Here is a 23,398-nt window from a genome sequence, read left to right on the forward strand (position 1 = left end):
CTGGCTCTTGAAAAAGAGCCAGTTTTTGCGCTTGTCATAGGCTAAAGGCAATCCCCTCAACGCCAATTTCCGCACCCAATACCTGCAAGTATTGGCTCAACGCCCGCCGCGTCACCTGCTCATGCAAATACTGGCGGATGCGCGTTGCCACATGCTCATATTCCAGCGGCTCACCTTCCACGCGCTGATCGACGTGCACCAGATGAAAACCAAAGCGCGTTTCCACCGGCTGTTCGGCAAGTCCGACCGGCAAGCGCCATACTTGCCGCTCAAATTCTTCCACCGTTTGCCCTTTCGACAATTGCCCCAAGCTGCCGCCTTGCCCCGATGATGGGCAGGCGGAATATTGCTGGGCTAAAGCCGTAAAGCTGTCCGCGTCAGCCTGCAACTGCCGTAGTAATTGCGTCGCCAGAATGCGCTGTTGGTCACGTTGCTGCACATCATCCGGCGCGGCGGGCAGCAAAATATGACTTACTGCCAACAACACTGGCGTTTGAAAGCGTTGCCGATTGCTCTGGAAATAGTGAAGACACTGCGCCTCTGTTGGATCGGGCACTTGCATATCCCTTTCCAACAACAGGGCAGTGCGTTCTTCTTCACTAGCGGCTTCGATACCCAGTTGTGCAGCACGTTGTTCCAGCAAGGTTTTCACCACCAAGCTGGTTGCCGCTGCCTGCCATGCTTCATCCAATTGTGCCGCAGGGTGGTATTGCAACTCCTCCGCAATCGCCTCCTCCGTCAGCACTTGCGCACCAACACGCACCGGGGTATACGTTCCAACTTCCATAAATTACCCCCGCGCCCGCACGATTTGATACTGGCGAGTCACGTATTGCACCGGCACGCTCCAGATATGCACCAAGCGCGTAAACGGGAACAGCAAGAAAATGGTCAAGCCCAGCAAAATATGCAGCTTAAAGATAAAGCCCACATCCGCCAGATGCGCCGCCGCGCTGCCCTTAAAGAACACAATGGATTGCGCCCATTCCGCCAATTTCAGCATATTGCTGCCATCCAAATGCCCCAAGGTCGGAATGATGGTCAGCAAACCCAACGTCACTTGCACCAGCAAAATACCAATCACCGCCAAGTCCATCGTCGTACCCGTAGCGCGTACCCGTGGATCATTCTTGCGGCGCATGAACAGCAAGAACGCGCCATACCAGCAAGCCGCCCCTGCAATCCCACCAATGAGAATCGCCAGCACTTGCTTCGTGCCCGGAGACATGAACGGTTCATACAACCAATGCGGGGTCAGCAAACCCACCAAATGCCCGAAGAAAATCACCAGAATGCCCACATGGAACAAGTTACTCGCCACGCGCATTCCGCTGTTGCTCAACATCTGGCTAGACCCTGCCCGCCACGTATATTGCGCTTGGTCGTAACGCAGCCAGCTACCAATCAGAAACACCGCCCCCGCCACATACGGGTACAGCCCAAAGAAAAGTGAATCAAAGTAAGACATATCAGTTCTCCCGAAAATGCAGCGTGTGGGTTTGGTTGGTGGATTGGGTGGGTCGGCACGATGCGCCTTTGTCTTCCACAAAAGCGACCATTTCCTCTTCCCAGACCTTATCCATCGCAGCGGCGGTGTCATCGCGGGGTTCGGTTGCCACTTTACCGCGCAATTCCCCCATGTTCGGCTGGATGCCAATCATCGCCAGCAACGCATCAAACAACAGATGGTAATTGCTGCCGCGTTCCTGCAAGCGTGCCGATAACAGCGCGAGAATCGGGTGAACATCACCCAAGCCTTGCGCCGCTTCCGCTTCGCTGCGGGTGGCGAGGTATTCCAGATACAACGGGATGTAATCTGGCAATTCCTTGACACTCAACTCCAGCCCCGCATCGCGGTATTGCTGGAGCAAATCCACCATTGCCTGCCCACGATCCCGCGATTCACCGTGAACGTGTTCAAACAGCAACAAGGACAGCGAACGCCCACGATCAAACAGCGCCACGTAATCTTCCTGCGCATCCAGCAAATTGCCCGTACCCAATTGCTGGATAAAAGCGCTCAGGGAATCGCGCAAGTTCACCGGCAAACGGGTTTCTTCACGCACCACGTCAATCAAAGCACTCCGTGCTTCGATCAGTTCCGCCGTGGGGTAATCCATTAAGCGTGCCAGTACGGCAAAAATCTTAATCATGGCTTGACCTCCTGCTTCACGAAGTCGATTTTCTGCACCATGGTCACGGTTTGCTTGCGCCCGCCGAACAGGTTGACCTCGTTATTCCCCGTGCTAGTGCCGCAGCCGTCGCCGAAACTGAAACCGCAGCCGCCGCGTTCGGGGAAGGCTTCGCGTGCCAGTTCGCGGTGACTGGTCGGGATCACATAACGGTCTTCGTAATTGGCAATCGCGAGGTAACGGTACATTTCCTTGGCTTGCGCCTCAGACAAACCGACCTGTTCCAGCGCACGGGTATCGTGGATGCCTTCCACGGTTTCAGCCCGCTTGTATTGGCGCATTGCCATCAGGCGTTTGAGTGCCAATTTCACTGGCTCTTCATCACCCGCTGTCAACAGATTCGCCAAGTAGCGTACCGGAATCCGCAAGCTATCCACGTCCGGCAATACACCGTCGTAGCCGATTTTGCCCGCATCCGCCGCTGATTGAATCGGGGAGAGTGGCGGCACATACCACACCATTGGCAAAGTACGGTATTCAGGGTGCAATGGCAGTGCCAGCTTCCAATCCATCGCCAACTTCCACACGGGAGACTCTTGCGCGGCTTTCAGCACATTGTCGGGAATGCCGTCTTTCTTCGCCTGCGCAATTATCTTCGGGTCGAATGGGTCGAGGAATACGTCCAGTTGTTTCTGGTACAAATCCTTCTCGTTCGGGGTGGATGCGACGGACTCAATCTGATCCGCGTCATACAGCAATACGCCAAGGTAACGGATACGCCCCACGCAAGTTTCGGAACACACCGTCGGCATCCCCGCTTCAATGCGTGGGTAACAGAAAATGCACTTCTCGGACTTACCGGATTTCCAGTTGTAGTAAATCTTTTTGTAAGGGCAGCCGCTCACGCACATGCGCCAGCCCCGGCATTTGTCTTGGTCGATCAACACAATGCCGTCTTCGTCACGCTTGTAAATTGCACCGCTGGGGCAAGAAGCGACACACGTAGGGTTCAAGCAGTGTTCGCACAAACGTGGCAGGGTAAACATAAAGGTGTTTTCAAATTCACCGTAAATGTCCGCCTGAATCTGGTCGAAGTTTTTATCCTTGCGGCGTTTGGAAAATTCCGTGCCGAGGATTTCTTCCCAGTTTGGCCCCCATTCGATCTTGTCCATGCGCTGCCCAGAAATCAGCGAGCGCGGGCGTGCCACCGGCTGATGCTTGCTATCGGGCGCATTGTGTAAATGTTGGTAATCGAAATCGAACGGCTCGTAATAGTCGTCAATCGCAGGTAAATCGGGGTTGGCAAAGATATTCGCCAGCACCCGAAACCGCCCGCCGATGCGCGGCTCAATCTTGCCATCGGCACGACGCAACCAGCCGCCTTTCCACTTGTCCTGATTCTCCCACTCTTTGGGATAACCGATACCGGGTTTGGTTTCAACGTTATTGAACCATGCGTACTCCATGCCTTCGCGTGAAGTCCAGACGTTTTTGCAAGTAATCGAGCAGGTATGGCAGCCGATGCACTTGTCTAAATTCAGCACCATGCCGACTTGGGAACGGATTTTCATTTTACTGCCTCCTGAATGGTGTCATTGCCTTCGCCGTCCAGCCAATCGACGTTGGTCATCTTACGCACAATGACGAATTCATCGCGGTTAGAACCGACCGTGCCGTAGTAGTTGAAGCCGTAAGCCTGTTGCGCGTAACCGCCGATCATGTGGGTGGGTTTCGGGCAAACGCGGGTAACGGAGTTGTGAATGCCGCCGCGTTCGCCAGTAATCGCCGAACCGGGTACGTTCACAATCTTTTCCTGCGCGTGGTACATCATCACCATCCCCGGCATGACGCGCTGGCTGACTACTGCCCGCGCTGCGATTGCACCGTTGGCGTTGAACAGGTCGATCCAGTCGTTGTCGACAATGCCCAGTTTTTTGGCATCGTCTTCACTCATCCACACTATCGGCCCACCACGTGACAGTGTGAGCATGATCAGGTTGTCGGTGTAGGTGGAATGGATGCCCCATTTCTGGTGCGGGGTAATCCAGTTCAAGGCCAGTTCCGGGTTGCCGTTGGACTTTTGGTTGAGCAGCGGCTTGATGGTTTTGGTGTTGATCGGCGGGCGATACACCAACATGCTTTCACCGAAATCACGCATCCAGTCATGGTCGAGGTAGAACTGTTGCCGTCCTGTCAAGGTACGCCAAGGAATCAGCTCGTGAACATTGGTATAACCGGCGTTGTATGACACATGTTCATCTTCCAAACCCGACCAAGTAGGGCTGGAAATGATTTTGCGTGGTTGCGCCACGATGTCACGGAAACGGATTTTCTCGTCTTCCTTGTTCAAGGCAAGGTGGGTGTGGTCAATGCCGGTAATTTTCGACAAGGCTGCCCACGCTTTCACCGCCACTTGCCCGTTGGTTTCCGGGGCAAGTGACAGGATCATTTCCGCCGCATCAATCGCGCTATTCAGGCACGGACGACCTTCATTCGTGCCGCTGGTGTGCTGGTGATTGAGCTTGCCGAGGAACGCGATTTCGGTTTCGGTATTCCAGCCGATGCCTTTGCCGCCGTTACCGAGCTTTTCCATCAAGGGGCCGATGGAAGTAAAGCGGGCGTAGGTTTCGGGGTAATTGCGTTCGACCGCAATCATCGCTGGGGCGGTTTTGCCCGGAATCAGGTCGCATTGACCTTTTTTCCAATCCTTCACGCCGAAAGCTTGACCCAATTCGGCTGGCGCATCGTGCAACAGTGGCAGTGTCACCAAATCGGTTTCCACGCCCAAATGCCCGACGCATACCCGTGAGAATTCCTTGGCAATGCCTTTGTAAATTTCCCAGTCACTCCGTGCTTCCCACGACGGATCGACGGCGGCGGTCAGCGGGTGAATGAACGGGTGCATGTCGGAGGTATTCAGGTCATCCTTTTCGTACCACGTCGCGGTCGGCAGCACGATGTCGGAATACAAGCAGGTGGTGGACATGCGGAAATCGAGCGTTACCAGCAAATCGAGTTTGCCTTCGGGCGCATCTGTATGCCACTTCACTTCTTGCGGTTTCACTCCGCCCATTTCGCCGAGATCTTTGCCTTGCACACCGTGCTTTGTGCCCAGCAAATACTTGAGCAAGTATTCATGCCCTTTGCCCGAAGAACCCAGCAAATTGGAGCGCCACACGAACAGATTGCGCGGGAAGTTTTGCGCGTTGTCGGGGTCTTCCGCTGCAAACGCGATCTTGCCGGATTTGAGGCTGGCAACGGTGTAATCCGCCGGACTCATGCCCGCGTCTTTGGCTGCCTTGGCAATACGTAACGGGTTGGTATTGAGTTGCGGCGCGGAAGGCAACCAGCCCATGCGTTCTGCCCGCACGTTGTAGTCAATCAAGTTACCGGATTGACGCTCTTTGTTCGCCAGCGGGGAAAGGATTTCCTTGATTTCGAGCTTTTCGTAACGCCATTGGCTGGAATGGTTGTAGAAGAACGACGTGCCATTCATTTGCCGTGGCGGACGTGACCAGTCCAGCCCAAACGCCAGCGGCAACCAGCCGGTCTGCGGACGCAGCTTTTCCTGCCCGACGTAATGCGCCCAGCCACCGCCGGATTGCCCGACGCAGCCGCACATGGCGAGCATATTGATCAGACCACGGTAATTCATGTCCATGTGATACCAGTGGTTCATGCCCGCGCCGACGATAATCATCGACTTGCCCTTGGTCTTGTCGGCGGTATCGGCGAATTCACGCGCAATGCGGATTACCTTGTCACGAGGTACGCCCGTAATCGCTTCCTGCCATGCTGGCGTGTACGGCGCGTTGGCATCGTCGAAACCTTTGGCACTGTCATCGTCACCCAAGCCACGGCTGATACCGTAGTTGACCATGTTCAGGTCGTACACGGAAACCAGCAAGCCTTCGCTACCATCCGCCAAGGTGACTTTGCGGGCAGGCAATTTGTACTTGAGAATGTCTTTGAGCGTATTCCCTTGGAAATAATCGCTGGGTACACCGCCAAAATAAGGCAGCGCAACGTCCACCACGGTGTCGTGCCGTGCTACCAAAGACAAAGAAAGCGCAACCTCGTCGTGGGTTTTGCCGTCTTTCTGTTGCAGATTCCACTGCCCGCTTCCATCCCAGCGGTAGCCAATTGAACCGTTCGGGGAAATGATTTCGCCCGTAGCATCGTCAATCGCCACCGTTTTCCAATCAGGGTTTTGCTCTTCGCCCAAACCAGCAACGAAGTCACTAGCACGCGCAAAGCGTCCCGCTTGATAACTACCATCGTCACGCGCTTCCAGCAACACCAGATTCGGCCAGTCGGTGTAACGGCGCACGTAATCGGTGAAGTATTCGCTCGGCTTGTCAACGTGGAATTCTTTGAGGATGACGTGTCCGAATGCCATTGCCAATGCCGCATCCGTTCCCTGCTTCGGGTTCAGCCATTGGTCAGCATGTTTGGCAACTTCCGCGTAGTCCGGCGTAATCGCCACGGTTTTCGTGCCTTTGTAACGCACTTCGGTAAAGAAATGCGCGTCAGGGGTACGGGTCTGTGGAACGTTAGAACCCCACGCAATGATATAGCTACTGTTGTACCAGTCTGCGGATTCCGGCACGTCGGTTTGCTCGCCCCACACCATCGGCGAAGACGGCGGCAAGTCGCAATACCAGTCGTAGAAGCTCAAACACACGCCACCAATCAGTGACAGGTAACGGCTTCCGGCAGCATACGACACCATCGACATCGCCGGAATCGGTGAGAAACCAATTACGCGGTCTGGGCCATACTGTTTGGCAGTGTACACGTTGGAGGCTGCAATCAGCTCATTCACTTCATCCCACGAAGAACGCACGAAACCACCCAAACCACGCCGGGTTTTGTAGGATTGCGCCATCGCCGGATTTTCAACGATGGAAGCCCACGCTGTTACCGGATCAGGGTTTTTGGATCTTGCCCCGCGCCACAATTCCATTAACTGGCGGCGCATCAAGGGGTATTTGAGGCGGTTCGCGCTGTACATATACCACGAATAGCTTGCGCCACGCGGGCAACCACGCGGCTCATGATTCGGTAAATCCGGGCGGGTACGTGGGTAGTCGGTTTGCTGGGTTTCCCACGTTACCAAGCCGTTTTTCACGTAGATTTTCCAGCTACACGAACCTGTGCAGTTTACGCCGTGGGTAGAACGTACCACCTTGTCGTGTTGCCAGCGTTTGCGGTAGCCGTCTTCCCAGTCGCGGCTCTCTTCGGTCATCGCCCCATGTCCATTGGCGAAGGGCGTTTGGGTGCGTTTGAAAAAATTCAGTCGGTCAATAAAGTGGCTCATAGCAATCAATGCTCCCCTTTGGTTCTACGGATACCCGCCAAGCGATTGCCCTGCTTTTGTGGGCCGCCTTTAGGGAATATTTCATGCAGGTAATGGTTGGTAGCGAACTCTTCACCCCACACTTGTTTGAAGTGCTTGAGCATGTCACGCACCGGGGCTTGTACCCCGTGTGCCTGATAGTAGTGACGCAGGAACTCAATGATTTCCCAATGCTCGTCCGTCAGCACCAAGCCTTCACGTTTGGCGAGGGCTTCCACAAAACCTTCGCTCCAATCATCCATGTTCTGGATGTAACCTTCTTGATCAGTGAGGATTTGCTTGCCATCGACTTCAAGGGTGAGGTTGTAGATGGCATAGGGATTGGTTTGTAGCTTGGGGTCGTATTGTTGAATCGTCATTGTTCTATTTCCTCGAAATTTAGGGATTCTTGATCTCACTGTTTTTGCGTAGATAGAACCACCAGTTCAGGACTAGGCAGAGTGCATAGAAAATAGCGAAGCCATACATCGCGTTTTCGGGTGTACCCGCTTTAATCTGGTCACCAATCACGACGGGCGCGATAAAAGCACCATAGGCGGCTACTGCTGAAGTCCAACCTAGTACGGGACCTGCTTGAGTTCGGTCAAAAATGAATCCTACGGAACGGAAGGTTGAGCCATTGCCAATGCCACTCGCGGCAAATAACACAATAAATAAGCCAAGGAAGGCTGGAAAATAATGTTCCGGTGTGGGTGAAGCATAGGCTTGCATCATCACATAGCCGACCGAGATGGAGGCGATCACCATCATCGTTGAAATAATTTGGGTGACGATTGAGCCACCGACTTTATCTGAAATCCACCCACCGACAGGGCGAACCGCTGCACCTACAAAAGGTCCCATCCAAGCATAAGTCAGTGCTGAGGGCGCATTAGGATTTTTAGCGGTATGTGTCATCACACCCGCCGCATCAGGTAGATGTTGAAACCCAAAAATGACAGTAATGGCCAAGGGTAAAGCCATAGAAAAACCGATGAATGAACCAAAGGTGACAACATATAAAGCGGTCATCGACCAAGTATGTTTGTTTTTAAAAATAGTAAATTGCTTGGTGATGTTTTCTTTCATGCTGCCAAAAGCTGCTAAGCGCATGACGAGGAGTGCAGCCATAATATCTAGGGGAATCGCTATCCACATATTCAATAAACCCAACCCTGTCGGCGCAGGTAGGTATAGATAAAGCATGAGAATGGAGGGAATAAAAGCCAGTGAATAAAGATAGGTGATTTTCAGAAAAGCCATTAATGGGCTACCCGTATCAGGTGAGACGGTTTTTAAGTTATTCATCCCAAACCAGCATAATAAGGAGAGCGGTACTAAAGACAGTACCCAAGCAAAACCTGCATTTTGAATCCAAGTGGGCGTGCCAGCGGCAATCTTGCCAAAAATCCAGCCACTGTCTTTTTGTAAGATCATGGGTTCGCCCGCTAGCGCTCCTAATAAGCCGACGGTCATCACCAGTGGTATGATGATTTGCATCGTCGTCACGCCAAAATTACCTAAGCCAGCATTGAGACCTAAGGCTGTACCTTGTAAGCGCTTAGGAAAAAAGGTACTCATATTAGACATGGAACTAGCAAAGTTACCGCCACCCACGCCTGACCATAAGGCCAGCAATTGGAAAGCCCATAAAGGCCAGTCAGGATGTTGTAAGGCAATACCAGTACCGATGGCGGGTGCGAGTAGCATGGCAGTGGTTAGAAAAATAGTATTCCGTCCCCCCGCCAGCCGGATCAGGAAAGAGGCAGGAATCCGCATCGTTGCCCCTGAAATGCCAGCAATCGCGGTCAAAGTAAATAATTCTTCCTTAGTAAAAGGAAAACCGAGATTTAGCATCTGTACCGTAATGACGCTCCACATACTCCACACGGCGAATCCACATAAGAGCGCTGGAATCGAAATCCATAAATTACGGTTAGCAATTTTTTTACCGGTTTGTTCCCAAAATGTTGGGTTCTCCACATCCCAGTGTTTAATGTCACGCATAGCTAGCTCCTTGGATTTAGATCACTCGAGTGAGTGAGCCTGAGTAGGTGGGCGCAAACCCTGTTGATCTGTATGAAGACTCGCATACACGGGGCGTACTTCGGTGAAATACATCCACATGAGTGATACCCAAACCACCCCAAACATCAACATGAAGGCGGAAGAACGTATGCCGGTCAGATCGAGTAACACACCAAATAGAATGGGCATCAGAAAACCACCCAAGCCACCTGCTAAGCCCACCATGCCAGCCACCACCCCAATATTGTGTGGATAATCGTCGGCGATATATTTAAAAACGGAGGCTTTACCGATAGCGAAAGCAACGCCCAAGGTAAACATAAGAAGGGTAAACCAAGTGGCATTCAGGCCGACCGAAAAAGTGTTGGGGCCATTCACGGTTTGAATTGTGAATACGGTCTGGGGATAAGACAGGAAGAACAAACAAACCAAAGCAACCCATAATACCCACCAAGTCACCGTATGTGCGCCAAACTTATCTGAAAAATAGCCACCGATGGCACGTAAAATTCCGCCCGGAATACTGAAGGCAGCCGCTAAAAATGCAGCTGTTTTTAGATCAAAGCCATATTCACCGACATAGTATTTAGTCATCCACAAGGCCAGTGCGACATAACCACCAAACACAATGGAGTAGTACTGGCTATAACGCCAGACTTTAGGATCTTTCAGTGTCGCTAACTGCTCACGGAGAGTGACGGCTTTACCCACTTTATGGCTTGGGTCGCTAAAAGTGAAAAACCAGAAAATGAGGGCAGTGACCAGCATTAAGATCGCATAGACTTTAGGTACCATCGTCCAGCCGTAGCCAACCACGATAATGGGGGCGACTAGTTTGGTGATCGCAGCTCCTGTATTGCCTGCACCAAAAATGCCCATCGCTAAGCCTTGGTGATCTGGGTCAAACCAGTGGGCGCAATAGGCTATACCCACGGTAAATGAGCCACCCGCTACTCCAATAAACAGTCCAATGACTAGGAATTGCCAGAATTCGGTTGCATAAGAAATCATCCAAATAGGTAGGATGGTGGATAACATCAAAATGAAGAATACCGGACGACCTCCCAACTTATCGGTCCATATACCTAAAGGCAAACGGATCAGTGAGCCGGTCAGTACCGGAGTTGCGACTAAAATTCCGAACTGTGTTTCATTCAAACCCAGATTATCTTTGATGGGAATGCCAATAACGGCAAACATCATCCAGACCATGAAGCACACCGTGAAGGCCACGGTACTCATAATCAAGACTGACCAAGCCTTGTAGTTTTGTGTTGCCATAAATTCTCTCATGTCCTCGCCCAAGCCGACTCAGCCGCTGTTTTACGCCTGAAAAAAACCTTATGCTAGTCGTGGAGTTGGAGTAAAAATCACGCTTGCTACCACCAAAGTGGTAGCAGAGGTAGGGTGCTATCTAATTGTTATTAAAGGACTATATTGAAGCCACTACACTGTGTAGCTCGGTTAAAAAGTTTGTGGAGGTACACCCTAAAACTGGGTGAGTACAGAGGCGGGAGTATGCGACAATGGATGATCAGTAAGGAGCTGGTCAGATGAAGCAACTGCAAAACTCATTACTTCTACGAATTGGTGGCATGATTGTAGCCATTACCGTGCTCGCTTTGGTGAGTATGTCTACCTCATGGATGATCGCAGAAACGACCCAAGGTAATGGGCAGGCGATCAATCTTGCGGGTAGTTTGCGGATGCAAAGTTGGCGGATGGCCTCGCTCTATCAGCAACAAGTCACTGCCTCGGCCTCTGCAGACACCTTAGCGCAAGCCATTCAAGATTTTGAAAAGAGTCTTAAGGCCGCTGCGATTCAGTCAGTATTACCCATAGACAGCACAACGCCTTTGCGCCGTGTGTATCAGCAGGTTGTGCATGATTGGCAGCATATAATCAAGCCTGAGCTACTGACAGCGACGAGCCAAGGGCAGGGACTTGTATTAAGCAATATTCCGCCATTTGTTGATCAGCTTAACGATTTGGTCAAGCAGATTGAGGAAGCGACTGAAGCCAAGATTTTCGTGCTGCGACTGATTCTCGGACTAGCCATTATTGGTACGCTCTTCGTGGTTATTTGGTCGATTTATTTGATCAATAATATTTTAGTGAAGCCTCTGACCACTCTTTTAGGGCTGACTGAGCGGATTCGTCAAGGTAAATTAACGGTGTATACCGATTTCATCGGGGATGATGAAATTGGACAACTGGGGCGAGCCTTCAACCGCATGGCAGAGGATCTCGCTAAGCTCTATCAGGATTTGGAAACACGGGTAGAGCAAAAAACTGCCGAGTTAACCCGTAGCAATCGTTCGTTGGAGTTGTTGTATCGTTCTATTACTCGCTTGCATGGGGTGTCCCCTAGCACGGAGGTGTTTCAAACGGTTCTCACCGATGCTGAAGCAGTTTTAGGCTTAGATCATGGTCTCATTTGCCTCAAAACTGACAGCGAAACCCAAGGCAAAGTGATTGCCAGTACTAATCCACAACAGCCTCCGCCCTTATGTCAACAGGTCAGTAGCTGCGCTGAATGCAATAGCAGCCAAATGTTATGTATGAATAACTTGCCCGATGGACAACAGATACTCCGTCTGCCTTTAACCGACGCAGAACAGCGCTATGGTATTTTGGCGGTCAATCTACCTGCGGATCAAGAGCGGGTACAGTGGCAAGTGCCTCTGCTAGAGGCTTTATCCCACCACATTGGGATTACCATTGCCTCAGAGCAGCGTAGTGAACAGCATCGTCGTGTTTCCTTATTGGAGGAGCGGGCGGTGATTGCCCGTGAGCTGCATGATTCTTTAGCACAATCGCTGGCTTATATGAAAATTCAAGTCAGTCGCTTACGTACTGCACTCAAACACCCCGCAGAGGGTGAGGAGGTGACTGAAGCGTTGGAGGAGTTACGTGAAGGCTTGAACAGCTCTTACCAACAATTGCGTGAGCTATTATCTACTTTTCGCCTACGCATGGAAGACGCTGATCTGGGTAGAGCTTTGCAACAAACGACGCATGAATTTACTGAACGGGGTCATCTGCCTATCACATTAGAGTTAGCCTTAGGGTCGATCAATCTCAGCCCTAATGAAGAAATTCATCTGCTACAAATCGTGCGTGAAGCCCTCTCGAATATCCTTAAGCATGCTCAGGCTGATCAAGCTTGGGTTAGTTTGCAAGCCCAACTGGATGGCAGCATCCGTTTACAGATAGAGGATAATGGTGTGGGTATCCAAAAAATGGCTGGAGTGCATCATTATGGAATGGCCATTATGGAAGAACGTGCTCGTGCTCTTCATGGTAGGCTTCAATACCTGTTGCGCACTACAGGTGGAACTTGTGTCCAACTTGAGTTTACTCCCAACAGTGCCTCATCCTTCGCCCATGATATAAGGATTGCTCATGCTGCATGAATACCCGCAAAGTTTGTTGATTGTGGATGATCACCCGCTGTTTAGAAAAGGGGTGCGTTATTTAGTCAATATGGTGCCTGGCTTTACCATCATCGGTGAAGCTTCCAATGGTCAAGAAGGTATTGATCTAGCACAAACGCTAGCGCCGGATATGATCTTGCTCGATTTGCACATGAAGGATATGAGTGGCATTGATGTCCTAAAAGTGATCAAAGCTTCGGGTCTGGATTGTCGAGTGGTGATGTTGACGGTTTCTGATCAAACCGAAGATTTAGTGGCGGCTTTACGTGCTGGAGCAGATGGCTATCTGCTAAAAGAAATGGAACCTGAAGATTTGGTGGATAAACTGGCAGAAGCAGCGGCAGGGCAAATCATTTTGACCGAACGGATGGTCAATGTGCTAGCACACGCCATGCGTAATGATAGCAATCAACCTAAAACTCGTTCTGAAGCAGGTTTAACGGACCAAGAGCAACGGATTCTCGAACTGGTGGCTTCTGGCAAAAGTAATAAACTGGTCGCACGGGAGCTTAATATCGCTGAAGGTACCGTCAAGGTACATGTCAAGCATCTATTACGTAAGCTTAACTTGCGCTCGCGGTTGGAGGTGGTGGTGTGGTATGCGGAGCAGCAGAAGTAAAACGCAGGATGTCAGAGCGGGTCACTATGCCAACGACCTGATGCTGTTTATCCACAATCACCAAGCGAGTTACTTGATGGCGGCGCAGTAATTCCAAACCTTGGCCTAACGTGTCATTGGGTTCTGCAGTGACAACAGTATGGGTCATCATCTCCCGTACTTTGGTGGTGGCGCTGCTGGTATGGAGCATGTGTGGATGTAACCACGAATCCAAGGCTTTTTTTACTCTGGAGGTCTGTGGTGTCCGTGCGGGTACACCGAACTCTGCCATTAAGTCGCCTTCAGTAATGATACCAACTAAACGATTATTTTCGATAACAGGTAGGCCGCTGATCTGCTGTTCTAAGATGAGTTGAGAGGCCTCAGCTAGCAAATGATCCGGGCTAATCGTGGTCACAGGGGTATGCATGAGTTCGGAGAGTGGATGGCTGGCTTGTTCCCGTAATCGTGCATAATGCAAGGCGGATTGGTATAAACGCCAGAGTTCATCGAGGAGAATGGGTGGGTCTTCGCTATAGTCTTGCAATGCAGCCAAAAAATCTTGCTTGTCCAATGCCATAGCTCGTTATCCTTATTGAACTGATCGGATAGATAGGCCTAGATTAACAATCAAAGCAGATCTAGGCAATTACACTGAGGTAGTACGATTCATTACCACTGAGGTGTTATCAAGGTTTGCGATCTGAGCCTTGCTTAGAGTAGAAACCAGCTAAACACGGATTATCGGGTGGTTTTTCTTTTTAAATCTTGTATTTTTCATTTTCCGCCTTATTGTTAAGGCCATTCTGGTTTTTCTTTAGGATGGTTGGATATGGCCGAGTCACCGTTTATCTTTGAAGCGAATACTCAAAATTTCGCGCAGCTCGTGATTCAAAATTCACGACAAGTCCCGGTACTTGTCGATTTTTTCGCGGACTGGTGTCAACCCTGTAAGACACTCACCCCTGTTTTGACGAAGTTGATTGATGAGTATCGTGGCGCTTTTATTCTGGTTAAAGTCAATACCGATCAAAACCAAGCGCTCGCTGCTCAATTAGGGGTACGTAGCTTACCCACGGTTAAGCTGTTTAAAGAGGGTAAAATCGTTGATGAATTTATGGGGGCTTTGCCAGAGGTAGAAATCCGCAAGTTTCTGAATAAACATCGGACGCGCCCGACAGAACCCTATCGTCAGCAAGCGCTGATGATGCAAGAGGAGGGCGACTTAGCAGGGGCGATGAATTTAATGGAGCAAGTCTTGCAGCATGAGCCGGACTTTTATGAGGCTGCTTTAGATTATGCTGCGATGTGGTTGGCATCGGGCGATGTGAATCAAGCCGAAGCTATGGTGAATCAAGTTCCTGCCAACTCAGTTGAGCCTGAGCTGATCCAAAACTTGCGGTCTGAGATTAAACTGGCGCGCTTAAAACAGCAGTCTGAAGGGCAAGACACCTCTGAATTAGAACAGCGCCTTGCAGACAACCCACAGGATTATGCCGCTATGATTGAATTAGCTAAAATCCGTGTTGCACAAGGTCGCACTGAAGAGGGTTTAGCGTTGTATTTAAAGGTGATGCAAGCAGATCGTAGCTTTGGCGACGATGCAGGCCGACAAGGTTTAATTGCAAGCTTCGATTTATTGGGCGCAAGTGATCCTTTAGTGAAAAAATACCGTAGCAAGATGTTTTCATTGCTTTATTGATTTCAGTTTTGCGACTAGCCCTCTTTTTAGGGGGCTTGAAGTCTTCTGAAGGTGATCAAATCTAAGTAGCTAGCCGTTTTCTAACTCTCACCAACGACTTGGCAAGTAATCACGCCATCTTGTAACTGTATCTGGATAAGGTCGTTAGTTTTTACTTGCTGGATACGTTTAATTAATTGCTGTTTTTCATCCATTACCAAAGCATAACCCCGCTCTAAAGTAGCCAATGGGCTATAGGCTTGTAAACGTGCTGCTTGCAAACTAAATAACTGACTTTTACGCTGTAATCTTTGTTCGATGCAGCGCTGTAATTGCTGGCGCTGCTGCTGCAGTTGGGTCTGTAAAACTTGAATAGCTGAGCTAGGATTTTGCCATTGCAAACGTTGCTGAAGTATCTGTAGGCGCAGATTGACTCGTTCTTGTTTAAGCGCTAAAGCACGCCGTAAGCGGAACTCAAGTTCATCTAAACGTTGAGTTTTCTGCTGCAAATAATTGAGTGGATGTTGACGGTGGAGGCGGTTTTGCAATTCAGCTAGCTGCTGATGGCGAGTCGTTAATCGGTGTTGCATGGAACGTTGCAGCTGGAGTTCGAGGTGCTTAATCCTAGCTAACAGACTCGCAGAGTCAGGGCTGACCAGCTCGGCAGCCGCTGAAGGGGTTGGGGCGCGTAAATCAGCCACTAAATCAGCAATCGTGAAGTCAATTTCATGACCAATACCGCTAATAATTGGCAGTGTGCTGGCATAGATAGCTTGGGCAACGCTTTCTTCATTAAAAGCCCATAAATCTTCAAGTGAGCCACCCCCCCTTGCCAAAATCAGCACCTCACACTGTGGTTCACGATTTGCTTGTTGCAAAGCCCGTACAATCTGTGGAGCGGCAGTAGCACCTTGCACTGCGACGGGATAAATCAAGACTGGGATTTGCGGGCAACGGCGTTTGAGTACATTTAAAATATCTTGTACGGCTGCACCGGTAGGTGAGGTGATGATGCCAATGCAGCGTGGATAGCGGGGGAGGGCTTGTTTTTGTTCACTCGCGAACAGGCCAGTCGCCGCTAAATATTGTTTCAACGCTTCAAAGCGCCGCTGCAGTTCACCTTCACCCGCTGCCTCCATGCGCTCAATAATAAATTGATACTCGCCGCGAGGTTCATAAAGACCAAGCCGCCCGTAGGCAAGAACTTTATTACCGTTATCGGGTTTGATCCGCAAACCTAAAGCTTTAGGGCGGAACAAAGCACATCTTAACTGCGCTTGGCTATCCTTGAGTACAAAATAAAGATGCCCAGAACTCGGCCGAGAGAGATTAGAAATCTCACCCTCCACCCAAAGTTCTGGAAAGCCCTGCATTAGCAATTGGTTCACATCTGCATTGAGTTGCGAGACACTCAGGACGAGGCGTTGATTAGTCATAGTGGGTATACTAAAGGTTTTAGACATTTGTGTGATAGCAGTTTACCGCGTCTAGGCCAAACCTTATAATGAAGCGCTTTTATTTTAAGAGCCGGATCACTCCTATGCGTATTCTTCAGGAAGCTCTCACCTTTGATGATGTCCTGCTGGTGCCTGCCCACTCCACAGTTATGCCAGCGAATACTAACCTACAAACCCGCCTGACTCGCACCATTCATCTTAATTTGCCGCTGGTTTCTGCAGCGATGGATACCGTCACTGAGGCTCGCTTAGCCATAGCCTTGGCTCAAGAGGGTGGGATGGGCATCATTCATAAAAACATGAGTATTGCCAAGCAAGCTCAAGAAGTAGGTGAGGTTAAAAAATACGAAAGCGGGATTATTAAAGAACCTATTACGGTGGCACCGGATGCAACGATTCGTGATGTCCTTGAGTTGACTCGGGCGAAGCGAATTTCAGGGGTGCCAGTGGTGAAGGGTGAGGATTTAGTCGGTATTGTCACCGGGCGTGATTTACGCTTTGAAACGCATCTTGATGCTCCCGTTAGTACCATCATGACTCCGAAAGAGCGTTTAGTCACCGTCGGTGAGGGTGCTGAAAAGGAAGAAATTCAGTTTTTATTGCATAAACACCGGATTGAAAAAGTCTTAGTGGTGAATGATCAATTCCAATTGCGCGGATTGATTACCGTGAAAGACATCCAAAAATCGCATGATTACCCGCATGCGTGTAAGGATGATCAAGGGCGTTTGCGCGTTGGTGCCGCCGTGGGTGTTGGGCATGGTACGGAAGAGCGTGTGGCTGCTTTAGCGGCCGCAGGGGTTGATGTGATTGTGGTCGATACCGCCCACGGTCACTCGCAAGGGGTATTGGATCGGGTGCGTTGGGTGAAACAGAACTTCCCGCATATTCAAGTCATAGGCGGCAATATTGCTACGGGTGCAGCTGCCTTAGCCTTAGTAGAAGCAGGGGCTGATGCAGTAAAAGTGGGGATAGGTCCTGGTTCAATTTGTACGACACGGATTGTTGCGGGTGTGGGCGTGCCACAAATTACGGCAGTGATGAATGTCGCGGCTGCCCTCAAAGGCACGGATGTTCCGTTAATTGCTGATGGTGGGATTCGTTTCTCGGGGGATATTGCTAAGGCAATCGCAGCGGGTGCGCATCTCGTGATGCTCGGTGGTTTATTTGCTGGCACGGATGAGGCTCCTGGCGAAGTGGAATTATTTCAAGGTCGCTCTTATAAATCCTATCGAGGCATGGGATCTCTAGGCGCAATGGCACAAGGTTCGAGTGATCGCTATTTCCAAGAGTCGGAAAATGCGGTAGATAAACTTGTTCCAGAAGGAATTGAAGGGCGTGTGCCGCATAAGGGGCCTTTGTCGGCGATTGTGCATCAGTTAATGGGCGGTTTACGTGCTAGTATGGGTTATGTAGGCTGTGCCAATTTAGATGAGATGCGTAGTAAACCAGAGTTTATGCGGATTACTAGTGCTGGGATGCGCGAGTCACATGTACATGATGTGACCATTACTAAAGAGTCACCCAATTACCGTGTTTAAGCGCTGTCTGTGTTGGTAAAAGGCGGTTAATCAGCTTTTTACCAACTTCAGCTCACTCCCCGTTTAGGGGATTTTTTTTTGAGAACAGATTTATGAGCCAAGATATTCATTCCCAGCGTATTTTAATCCTCGATTTCGGCGCTCAATACACCCAATTAATTGCACGGCGTGTGCGTGAACTGGGCGTGTATTGCGAAATTTACCCTTGGGATGTGAGCGAAGCTGAGGTAGCTGCTTTTGGGGCGAAGGGTATTATCCTTTCTGGTGGTCCTGAGTCGGTGACGGCGGGTGATGCACCCTTTGCACCGGCAAATGTTTTTAGCTTGGGTGTGCCGGTTTTAGGTATTTGCTATGGCATGCAAACGATGGCTGCTCAGTTAGGTGGCAAAGTCGCCAGCTCGAATCATCGTGAGTTTGGCTATGCACAAGTACGCGCGCGGGGGCATACTCAGCTATTACAAGGTATTGAAGATCAAGTCACGCCAGAAGGTTTTGGCCTGCTGGATGTGTGGATGTCACATGGTGATAAAGTCATCGAAATGCCAGCGGGTTTTAAACTAATGGCGAGTTCTGAGGGTGCGCCGATTGCAGGGATGGCGGATGAAGAACGGCAGTTTTATGCGGTGCAATTCCATCCCGAAGTCACCCATACTCGCCAAGGTAAACGTTTATTAGAACGCTTTGTGGTCGATATTTGTGGTTGTGCACGGCTTTGGACGACGGCCAATATTATTGAAGACAGTATTCAACGAGTGCGTGAGCAAGTCGGTCAGGATGAGGTCATTCTAGGCTTGTCGGGTGGGGTGGATTCCTCAGTGGTGGCTGCACTATTGCATCGGGCGTTGGGTGAGCAACTAACTTGTGTTTTTGTTGATACGGGTTTATTGCGCCATCAAGAAGGCGATCAAGTGATGGCGACCTTTGCCCAACACATGGGCGTAAAAGTGATTCGCGTCAATGCCGCAGAGCGCTTCTTAACAGCTTTAGCGGGTGAAACAGATCCTGAAAAGAAACGCAAAATCATTGGGCGCTTATTTGTTGAGATCTTTGATGAGGAAGCACAAAAGCTCAGTAAAGCCAAGTGGCTAGCGCAAGGCACGATTTATCCTGATGTGATTGAGTCCGCAGGCAGCAAAACGGGCAAAGCGCATGTGATCAAATCACACCATAATGTCGGTGGTCTGCCTGAGAATATGCAACTCAAATTGGTTGAGCCTTTGCGCGAGCTATTCAAAGATGAAGTGCGTGTGATGGGGGTAGAGCTGGGCTTGCCGCCTGCTATGGTCTATCGTCATCCCTTTCCCGGCCCTGGTTTAGGCGTGCGTATTTTAGGTGAAGTCAAGCAAGAGTTCGCTGAGCTATTGCGGTTAGCCGATCATATTTTTATTCAAGAACTCTATCGACATGATCTTTACGACAAAACTTCGCAAGCCTTTGCCGTATTTTTGCCGGTGAAATCAGTAGGCGTGATGGGCGATGGGCGCTGTTATGATTATGTGATTGCTTTACGTGCGGTCGAAACCATTGATTTTATGACAGCTCGCTGGGCGCACTTGCCGTATGAGTTTCTCGATTTGGTGTCACGCCGAATTATTAATGAAATCAAAGGTATTTCACGGGTGGTCTATGATGTGTCCGGCAAGCCACCCGCGACGATTGAGTGGGAATAAGTCATGCTCCGCTTCAGTGCCAGCTTCTTGCTGGCCTTGATGGCGCTGTTCAATTTCCTGCATATCTTTGAGCCAACTAGTCCTGTTTGGCTGAGTGGTTTATGCGGTTGGCTCAGTTTTGCCCTGTTGTTCAGTTTCACACCTTGGCGTAGTTTCAGCCAATTTCTGCTGCTAGCAGGGATGGGCGTGGGCTTATTAATGTGGGGCTTAGCTCGAGGCGCAGAGCTGACCTTGACTAGTTTGCTAGTGCAAAATAATAGTTTGTTGGTGATGTTATACAGTGTAAGTTTTTTGCGCTTGGTGGCTTTACCTGAGGAAGCAGCAGGTGTTTTACCGCGTGGACGCTTAGCTTTTTTGCAGACTTTGCTCGGTGTACATGTTTTGGGGGCTGTGATTAATTTATCTATCTTAGTGCTGGTCGCGGGGCGTTATCATGCTCAAGGTTTATTGCGGCAAGATACGGTGAGTTTAATTAGCCAAGCTTTTTCTGCAGCGGCTTTCTGGTCACCTTTTTTTGCGGCGATGGGTGTGGCTCTAAGTTATGCACCAGGAGCGCAATTATTGCAGGTGATGGCCTTCGGTGGGTTGCTGACGCTGGTCTCGTTTATTTTAATTACGCTCTTAGCCGGTGGCTGGCACTTACAAAAACTTGTTGATTTCCCCGGCTACCCTATGCATCTACACAGTGTGGTTATTCCCGCCGTGTTAGCGTTAGCAGTGATCAGTTTACATTTAATTTTCCCGCAGATTACTGTTTTGGCTTTAGTCTCGATGAGTGCAATCGGCCTCGTTCTCGGCGTATTATGCTGGCGTGACCCCAGTCAAGCCGGTGTGAAGCTGTATCAACATGCGGCCAGTGCGGCGCCACGAATGGGGCGTGAATTAGGTTTATTTTTAGGTGCTGGCGTCCTCACCTTAGGTTTGCAAACGGTATTGGTGGGTGTTGGTGATTTGCAATGGTTGAAGCAATTGACAGGGCTTGAGGCGAGTATCTTATTAGCGGCAGCTATTTTAGTGTCGATCTTGGGGATTCATCCGATTATTAGTATCTCGGTAGTCGGTCCGCTAGTATTACCCTTGAAGCCGGATTTGGAATTATTGGCGACCTTATTTCTAGCCATGTGGAGTTTAGGGGTGGTCGCTAATCCCATTTCAGGGACGAATGTCATGTTGTACAGTCAGTTTAAAGTAGCTGGGCGCGATGCTTTGCGCTGGAATTTGCGCTATGTAGTGTGGATGTGGTTCGCAGCTTCAGTTGTTTTTTTGCTACTCGCGGCTTATAGAGAGTAGCAATGATCAGTCATCCCTTAGACTCGAATTGGCTATTGAGCAGCTGCTTGATAATTGTGTTTGAGTTGTAAATAATCGGCGACTAATTTATCTGCAACCGCTTGCTCATGTGGAATTAAACCACTGACCAGTAGCCGCTTAAATCCATGCCCGACTTCAATACCATCGGATTTAATCACAAAATTCAAATTCACTTCACCCCGTTTACCCTTGACGATTAACTCGGCTTGTTTAGCTTCTAATATCGGATTTTCAACCATCAAACTATCTAATTCAAATAGCATTCGCTCATAAATCACCAGCGGGCGTTCTGGATTAAGCATCACATTTTGCGCAGTTAGCAGCGGTTGAATGGTATAAGGGTAATTATGTCCAGAAAAAGCGACATAATTACGACTCAGGGTTTCGGCTAAGCTAGGATTTTTAATGATTGCTCCTGAACGCTCTACCCGTAAGTAGACTTTATCTGCTCCATTGCTGATATTAAATTCATTAGCTTCACTGGGGCTAAAATCCAAAGGATCATTGTCTCCCACCATGCCCTTAAAAATAAAACTCATTTTCGGGCTAACCCCATATTTAGCCAGCACTAACGAGAACAATAAGTCACCGGGTACACAAAAACGTGCGGCTTCAGGGTCATGAATCGGATTAAAATCATCCGCAAGCTCTTTGGCAAAGCGGCTCGCTTGTTGAGCGCTAATCCGCACAGTGGAGCCTTCGGCACGATGAAACTCATCAAGGAACATAAAAACTCACAATGAATAAAGGGGTCTTAAGTATAAGCAAGTTTTAGCTGAGAATCAGCCAAATACCTATCCCTATCATGAGAGATCCTGTCATCCGATTGAGCAGGCGAACATTGCCTTGTTTTAAGAGCAAATGGCGCAGCGCTTGGCCACCGCTGGCATAAGCTAATAAACAACCCAATTCCATGCTGAGTACGATCGTCAGCATGATTACTAACTGTGCACCAATCGGACGGCTATGATCAATAAACGGTGGTAGCAAAGAGAGTAAAAAGGCCCAGCCTTTTGGATTGGAGACTGCGGTGATAAATCCACGCATCGCTAAATCCCAGGGCTGAATTGAAACTGTTGCATCGGGCGTTTCTGGAATGGCTAAGCGTCCACGCGAACGCCACATTTCAATCCCAATCCATGCTAAATAGAGGCCACCCAAGATTTTGAATACTAAAAAAACAGTGGGGAATTTCAGCATCATCGCGGCGATCCCAACGATACCTAAAGTGGCCACTAGTCCTACTCCTAAGAGTTCACCCCACATCATTGGCAGGCTACGTTTTAAACCAATCGACATGCCTAGGGTCAAGGCTAAGGTCATACACAAGCCGGGAGTGACCGATACAAAAAAGAAAGTCGGAATAAACACCGCTAAGGTTTCAGCTGACATCATTAAATCGCTATCGGTGCTTTAATATGTGGATGGAATTGATAATTAACTAATTCAAAATCTTCATATTTAAAGTCAAAGATAGAGGTCACCGCCGGATTTAATTTCATTTGCGGTAATGGGTAAGGCGTGCGAGCTAATTGCTGCTCAGCTTGCTCTAAATGATTCAGATATAAATGCGCATCGCCTAAGGTATGAATAAATTCACCCGGTTTTAAACCCGTGACTTGGGCAACCATTAAGGTAAGCAAAGCATAAGAGGCAATATTAAATGGCACACCTAGAAAAATATCCGCGCTCCGCTGATAAAGCTGACAGGAGAGTTTGCCATCAGCGACATAAAATTGAAATAAAGCATGGCAAGGTGGTAAAGCCATCTGCTCTAGTTCCCCTACATTCCAAGCACTAACAATTAACCGCCGCGAATCGGGGGTGGTTTTGAGTTGCTCAATCACTTGGCTGATTTGATCAATATGTCGCCCATCTGCACTAGGCCAAGAGCGCCATTGATAGCCATACACCGGGCCTAATTCACCGTCTTGATCAGCCCATGCATCCCAAATACTTACCCCGTTCTCTTGCAGATAGCGAATATTAGTCGCACCTTGCAAAAACCACAGTAGCTCATAAATAATCGAGCGTAGGTGTAAGCGTTTAGTGGTAAGCAAAGGGAAGCTGGTTGAGAGGTCAAACCGCATTTGGTAGCCGAAGACCGAAACAGTGCCTGTGCCTGTACGGTCTCCTTTTTGGCAACCTTGGTCGCGCACATGACGCATTAAATCAAGGTAGGTCTGCATGATAAATAACCGCTAA

Annotated in this window: 19 protein-coding genes; 6 read left to right on the forward strand and 13 right to left on the reverse strand. The window is 49.6% G+C overall.

Translation table 11 applies throughout. From position 1 onward, the window contains the following. Positions 1-34: 34 nt before the first annotated feature. Genes B5D50_RS06090 through B5D50_RS06125 form a run of 8 tightly spaced genes read right to left on the reverse strand, consistent with a single transcriptional unit; the run spans position 35 to position 10,779 of the window. On the reverse strand, positions 35-787 hold the full coding sequence (locus B5D50_RS06090; RefSeq protein ID WP_078921700.1) for a peptidylprolyl isomerase: 753 nt from the start codon (positions 785-787) through the stop codon (positions 35-37). Positions 788-790: 3 nt separating this feature from the next. Further along, positions 791-1,468: a respiratory nitrate reductase subunit gamma gene (gene narI / locus B5D50_RS06095; RefSeq protein WP_078921701.1), complete on the reverse strand. Its 678-nt coding sequence runs from the start codon at positions 1,466-1,468 to the stop codon at positions 791-793. A gap of 1 nt (position 1,469) precedes the next feature. Then, entirely contained in the window at positions 1,470-2,153 is a 684-nt protein-coding gene (gene narJ / locus B5D50_RS06100) for a nitrate reductase molybdenum cofactor assembly chaperone (protein ID WP_078921702.1), read from the reverse strand. Next, positions 2,150-3,703: a nitrate reductase subunit beta gene (gene narH, locus B5D50_RS06105; protein WP_078921703.1), complete on the reverse strand. Its 1,554-nt coding sequence runs from the start codon at positions 3,701-3,703 to the stop codon at positions 2,150-2,152. The genes narJ and narH overlap by 4 nt, the downstream gene beginning before the upstream one ends. After that, the gene (locus tag B5D50_RS06110; protein ID WP_078921704.1) at positions 3,700-7,452 is read right to left on the reverse strand and encodes a nitrate reductase subunit alpha; all 3,753 of its coding nucleotides are present in this window, start codon (positions 7,450-7,452) and stop codon (positions 3,700-3,702) included. Before B5D50_RS06110 ends, narH begins: the two co-directional genes overlap by 4 nt. Before the next feature lie 5 nt (positions 7,453-7,457). After that, a complete protein-coding gene (locus B5D50_RS06115; protein WP_078921705.1) occupies positions 7,458-7,850 on the reverse strand; it encodes a TusE/DsrC/DsvC family sulfur relay protein in 393 nt (130 codons plus the stop codon). A 19-nt stretch (positions 7,851-7,869) separates the two neighbouring features. Next, the gene (locus B5D50_RS06120; RefSeq protein WP_078921706.1) at positions 7,870-9,477 is read right to left on the reverse strand and encodes an MFS transporter; all 1,608 of its coding nucleotides are present in this window, start codon (positions 9,475-9,477) and stop codon (positions 7,870-7,872) included. Positions 9,478-9,498: 21 nt separating this feature from the next. Next, complete coding sequence (locus B5D50_RS06125; protein ID WP_078921707.1) at positions 9,499-10,779, reverse strand: MFS transporter; 1,281 nt, start codon at positions 10,777-10,779, stop codon at positions 9,499-9,501. 272 nt (positions 10,780-11,051) lie between these two features. On the opposite strand from B5D50_RS06125, the gene B5D50_RS06130 reads away from it, so the two are divergent. Both B5D50_RS06130 and narL read left to right on the forward strand, forming a co-directional pair. Further along, entirely contained in the window at positions 11,052-12,914 is a 1,863-nt protein-coding gene (locus tag B5D50_RS06130; RefSeq protein WP_234975812.1) for a histidine kinase, read from the forward strand. After that, positions 12,904-13,554, forward strand: coding sequence for a two-component system response regulator NarL (narL, locus tag B5D50_RS06135; protein ID WP_078921708.1), 651 nt, complete (start codon positions 12,904-12,906; stop codon positions 13,552-13,554). The genes B5D50_RS06130 and narL overlap by 11 nt, the downstream gene beginning before the upstream one ends. On the opposite strand, the gene B5D50_RS06140 is transcribed toward narL, so the two are convergent. Beyond that, positions 13,499-14,113, reverse strand: coding sequence for a CBS domain-containing protein (locus B5D50_RS06140; protein ID WP_078921709.1), 615 nt, complete (start codon positions 14,111-14,113; stop codon positions 13,499-13,501). The genes narL and B5D50_RS06140 overlap by 56 nt on opposite strands. Positions 14,114-14,365: 252 nt before the next feature. On the opposite strand from B5D50_RS06140, the gene trxA reads away from it, so the two are divergent. Beyond that, a complete protein-coding gene (gene trxA / locus B5D50_RS06145) occupies positions 14,366-15,235 on the forward strand; it encodes a thioredoxin (RefSeq protein WP_078921710.1) in 870 nt (289 codons plus the stop codon). A gap of 80 nt (positions 15,236-15,315) precedes the next feature. Here the strand turns inward: trxA and xseA are convergent, their stop codons facing one another. Further along, entirely contained in the window at positions 15,316-16,650 is a 1,335-nt protein-coding gene (xseA, locus tag B5D50_RS06150; protein ID WP_078921891.1) for an exodeoxyribonuclease VII large subunit, read from the reverse strand. Positions 16,651-16,754: 104 nt separating this feature from the next. Between xseA and guaB the strand changes: the two genes are divergently transcribed. The 3 genes from guaB to B5D50_RS06165 all read left to right on the forward strand — a co-directional run bounded on the left by guaB (position 16,755) and on the right by B5D50_RS06165 (position 21,172). After that, positions 16,755-18,212: an IMP dehydrogenase gene (guaB, locus tag B5D50_RS06155; RefSeq protein ID WP_078921892.1), complete on the forward strand. Its 1,458-nt coding sequence runs from the start codon at positions 16,755-16,757 to the stop codon at positions 18,210-18,212. Positions 18,213-18,304: 92 nt separating this feature from the next. Then, positions 18,305-19,882 (forward strand): glutamine-hydrolyzing GMP synthase, encoded by a 1,578-nt coding sequence (gene guaA, locus B5D50_RS06160; protein ID WP_078921711.1) that lies wholly within the window; start codon positions 18,305-18,307, stop codon positions 19,880-19,882. Positions 19,883-19,885: 3 nt separating this feature from the next. After that, positions 19,886-21,172, forward strand: coding sequence for a hypothetical protein (locus tag B5D50_RS06165; protein WP_078921712.1), 1,287 nt, complete (start codon positions 19,886-19,888; stop codon positions 21,170-21,172). 32 nt (positions 21,173-21,204) lie between these two features. Here the strand turns inward: B5D50_RS06165 and B5D50_RS06170 are convergent, their stop codons facing one another. Genes B5D50_RS06170 through B5D50_RS06180 form a run of 3 tightly spaced genes read right to left on the reverse strand, consistent with a single transcriptional unit; the run spans position 21,205 to position 23,382 of the window. After that, on the reverse strand, positions 21,205-21,921 hold the full coding sequence (locus B5D50_RS06170) for a DUF3581 family protein (protein ID WP_078921713.1): 717 nt from the start codon (positions 21,919-21,921) through the stop codon (positions 21,205-21,207). A 43-nt stretch (positions 21,922-21,964) separates the two neighbouring features. Next, on the reverse strand, positions 21,965-22,588 hold the full coding sequence (locus B5D50_RS06175) for a LysE family translocator (protein ID WP_078921714.1): 624 nt from the start codon (positions 22,586-22,588) through the stop codon (positions 21,965-21,967). Then, on the reverse strand, positions 22,588-23,382 hold the full coding sequence (locus tag B5D50_RS06180) for a thymidylate synthase (RefSeq protein WP_078921715.1): 795 nt from the start codon (positions 23,380-23,382) through the stop codon (positions 22,588-22,590). Before B5D50_RS06180 ends, B5D50_RS06175 begins: the two co-directional genes overlap by 1 nt. Between the last annotated feature and the right edge of the window lie 16 nt (positions 23,383-23,398).

This window comes from Thiothrix eikelboomii, assembly GCF_900167255.1.
Classification (GTDB): Bacteria; Pseudomonadota; Gammaproteobacteria; order Thiotrichales; family Thiotrichaceae; genus Thiolinea; species Thiolinea eikelboomii.

Excerpts from the sequence above, each read along its gene's own strand:
- B5D50_RS06090 (WP_078921700.1), bottom strand. The coding sequence starts at position 787 with ATGGAAGTTGGAACGTATACCCCGGTGCGTGTTGGTGCGCAAGTGCTG.
- narI (WP_078921701.1), bottom strand. The coding sequence starts at position 1,468 with ATGTCTTACTTTGATTCACTTTTCTTTGGGCTGTACCCGTATGTGGCG.
- narJ (WP_078921702.1), bottom strand. The coding sequence starts at position 2,153 with ATGATTAAGATTTTTGCCGTACTGGCACGCTTAATGGATTACCCCACG.
- narH (WP_078921703.1), bottom strand. The coding sequence starts at position 3,703 with ATGAAAATCCGTTCCCAAGTCGGCATGGTGCTGAATTTAGACAAGTGC.
- B5D50_RS06110 (WP_078921704.1), bottom strand. The coding sequence starts at position 7,452 with ATGAGCCACTTTATTGACCGACTGAATTTTTTCAAACGCACCCAAACG.
- B5D50_RS06115 (WP_078921705.1), bottom strand. The coding sequence starts at position 7,850 with ATGACGATTCAACAATACGACCCCAAGCTACAAACCAATCCCTATGCC.
- B5D50_RS06120 (WP_078921706.1), bottom strand. The coding sequence starts at position 9,477 with ATGCGTGACATTAAACACTGGGATGTGGAGAACCCAACATTTTGGGAA.
- B5D50_RS06125 (WP_078921707.1), bottom strand. The coding sequence starts at position 10,779 with ATGGCAACACAAAACTACAAGGCTTGGTCAGTCTTGATTATGAGTACC.
- B5D50_RS06130 (WP_234975812.1), top strand. The coding sequence starts at position 11,052 with ATGAAGCAACTGCAAAACTCATTACTTCTACGAATTGGTGGCATGATT.
- narL (WP_078921708.1), top strand. The coding sequence starts at position 12,904 with ATGCTGCATGAATACCCGCAAAGTTTGTTGATTGTGGATGATCACCCG.
- B5D50_RS06140 (WP_078921709.1), bottom strand. The coding sequence starts at position 14,113 with ATGGCATTGGACAAGCAAGATTTTTTGGCTGCATTGCAAGACTATAGC.
- trxA (WP_078921710.1), top strand. The coding sequence starts at position 14,366 with ATGGCCGAGTCACCGTTTATCTTTGAAGCGAATACTCAAAATTTCGCG.
- xseA (WP_078921891.1), bottom strand. The coding sequence starts at position 16,650 with ATGACTAATCAACGCCTCGTCCTGAGTGTCTCGCAACTCAATGCAGAT.
- guaB (WP_078921892.1), top strand. The coding sequence starts at position 16,755 with ATGCGTATTCTTCAGGAAGCTCTCACCTTTGATGATGTCCTGCTGGTG.
- guaA (WP_078921711.1), top strand. The coding sequence starts at position 18,305 with ATGAGCCAAGATATTCATTCCCAGCGTATTTTAATCCTCGATTTCGGC.
- B5D50_RS06165 (WP_078921712.1), top strand. The coding sequence starts at position 19,886 with ATGCTCCGCTTCAGTGCCAGCTTCTTGCTGGCCTTGATGGCGCTGTTC.
- B5D50_RS06170 (WP_078921713.1), bottom strand. The coding sequence starts at position 21,921 with ATGTTCCTTGATGAGTTTCATCGTGCCGAAGGCTCCACTGTGCGGATT.
- B5D50_RS06175 (WP_078921714.1), bottom strand. The coding sequence starts at position 22,588 with ATGATGTCAGCTGAAACCTTAGCGGTGTTTATTCCGACTTTCTTTTTT.
- B5D50_RS06180 (WP_078921715.1), bottom strand. The coding sequence starts at position 23,382 with ATGCAGACCTACCTTGATTTAATGCGTCATGTGCGCGACCAAGGTTGC.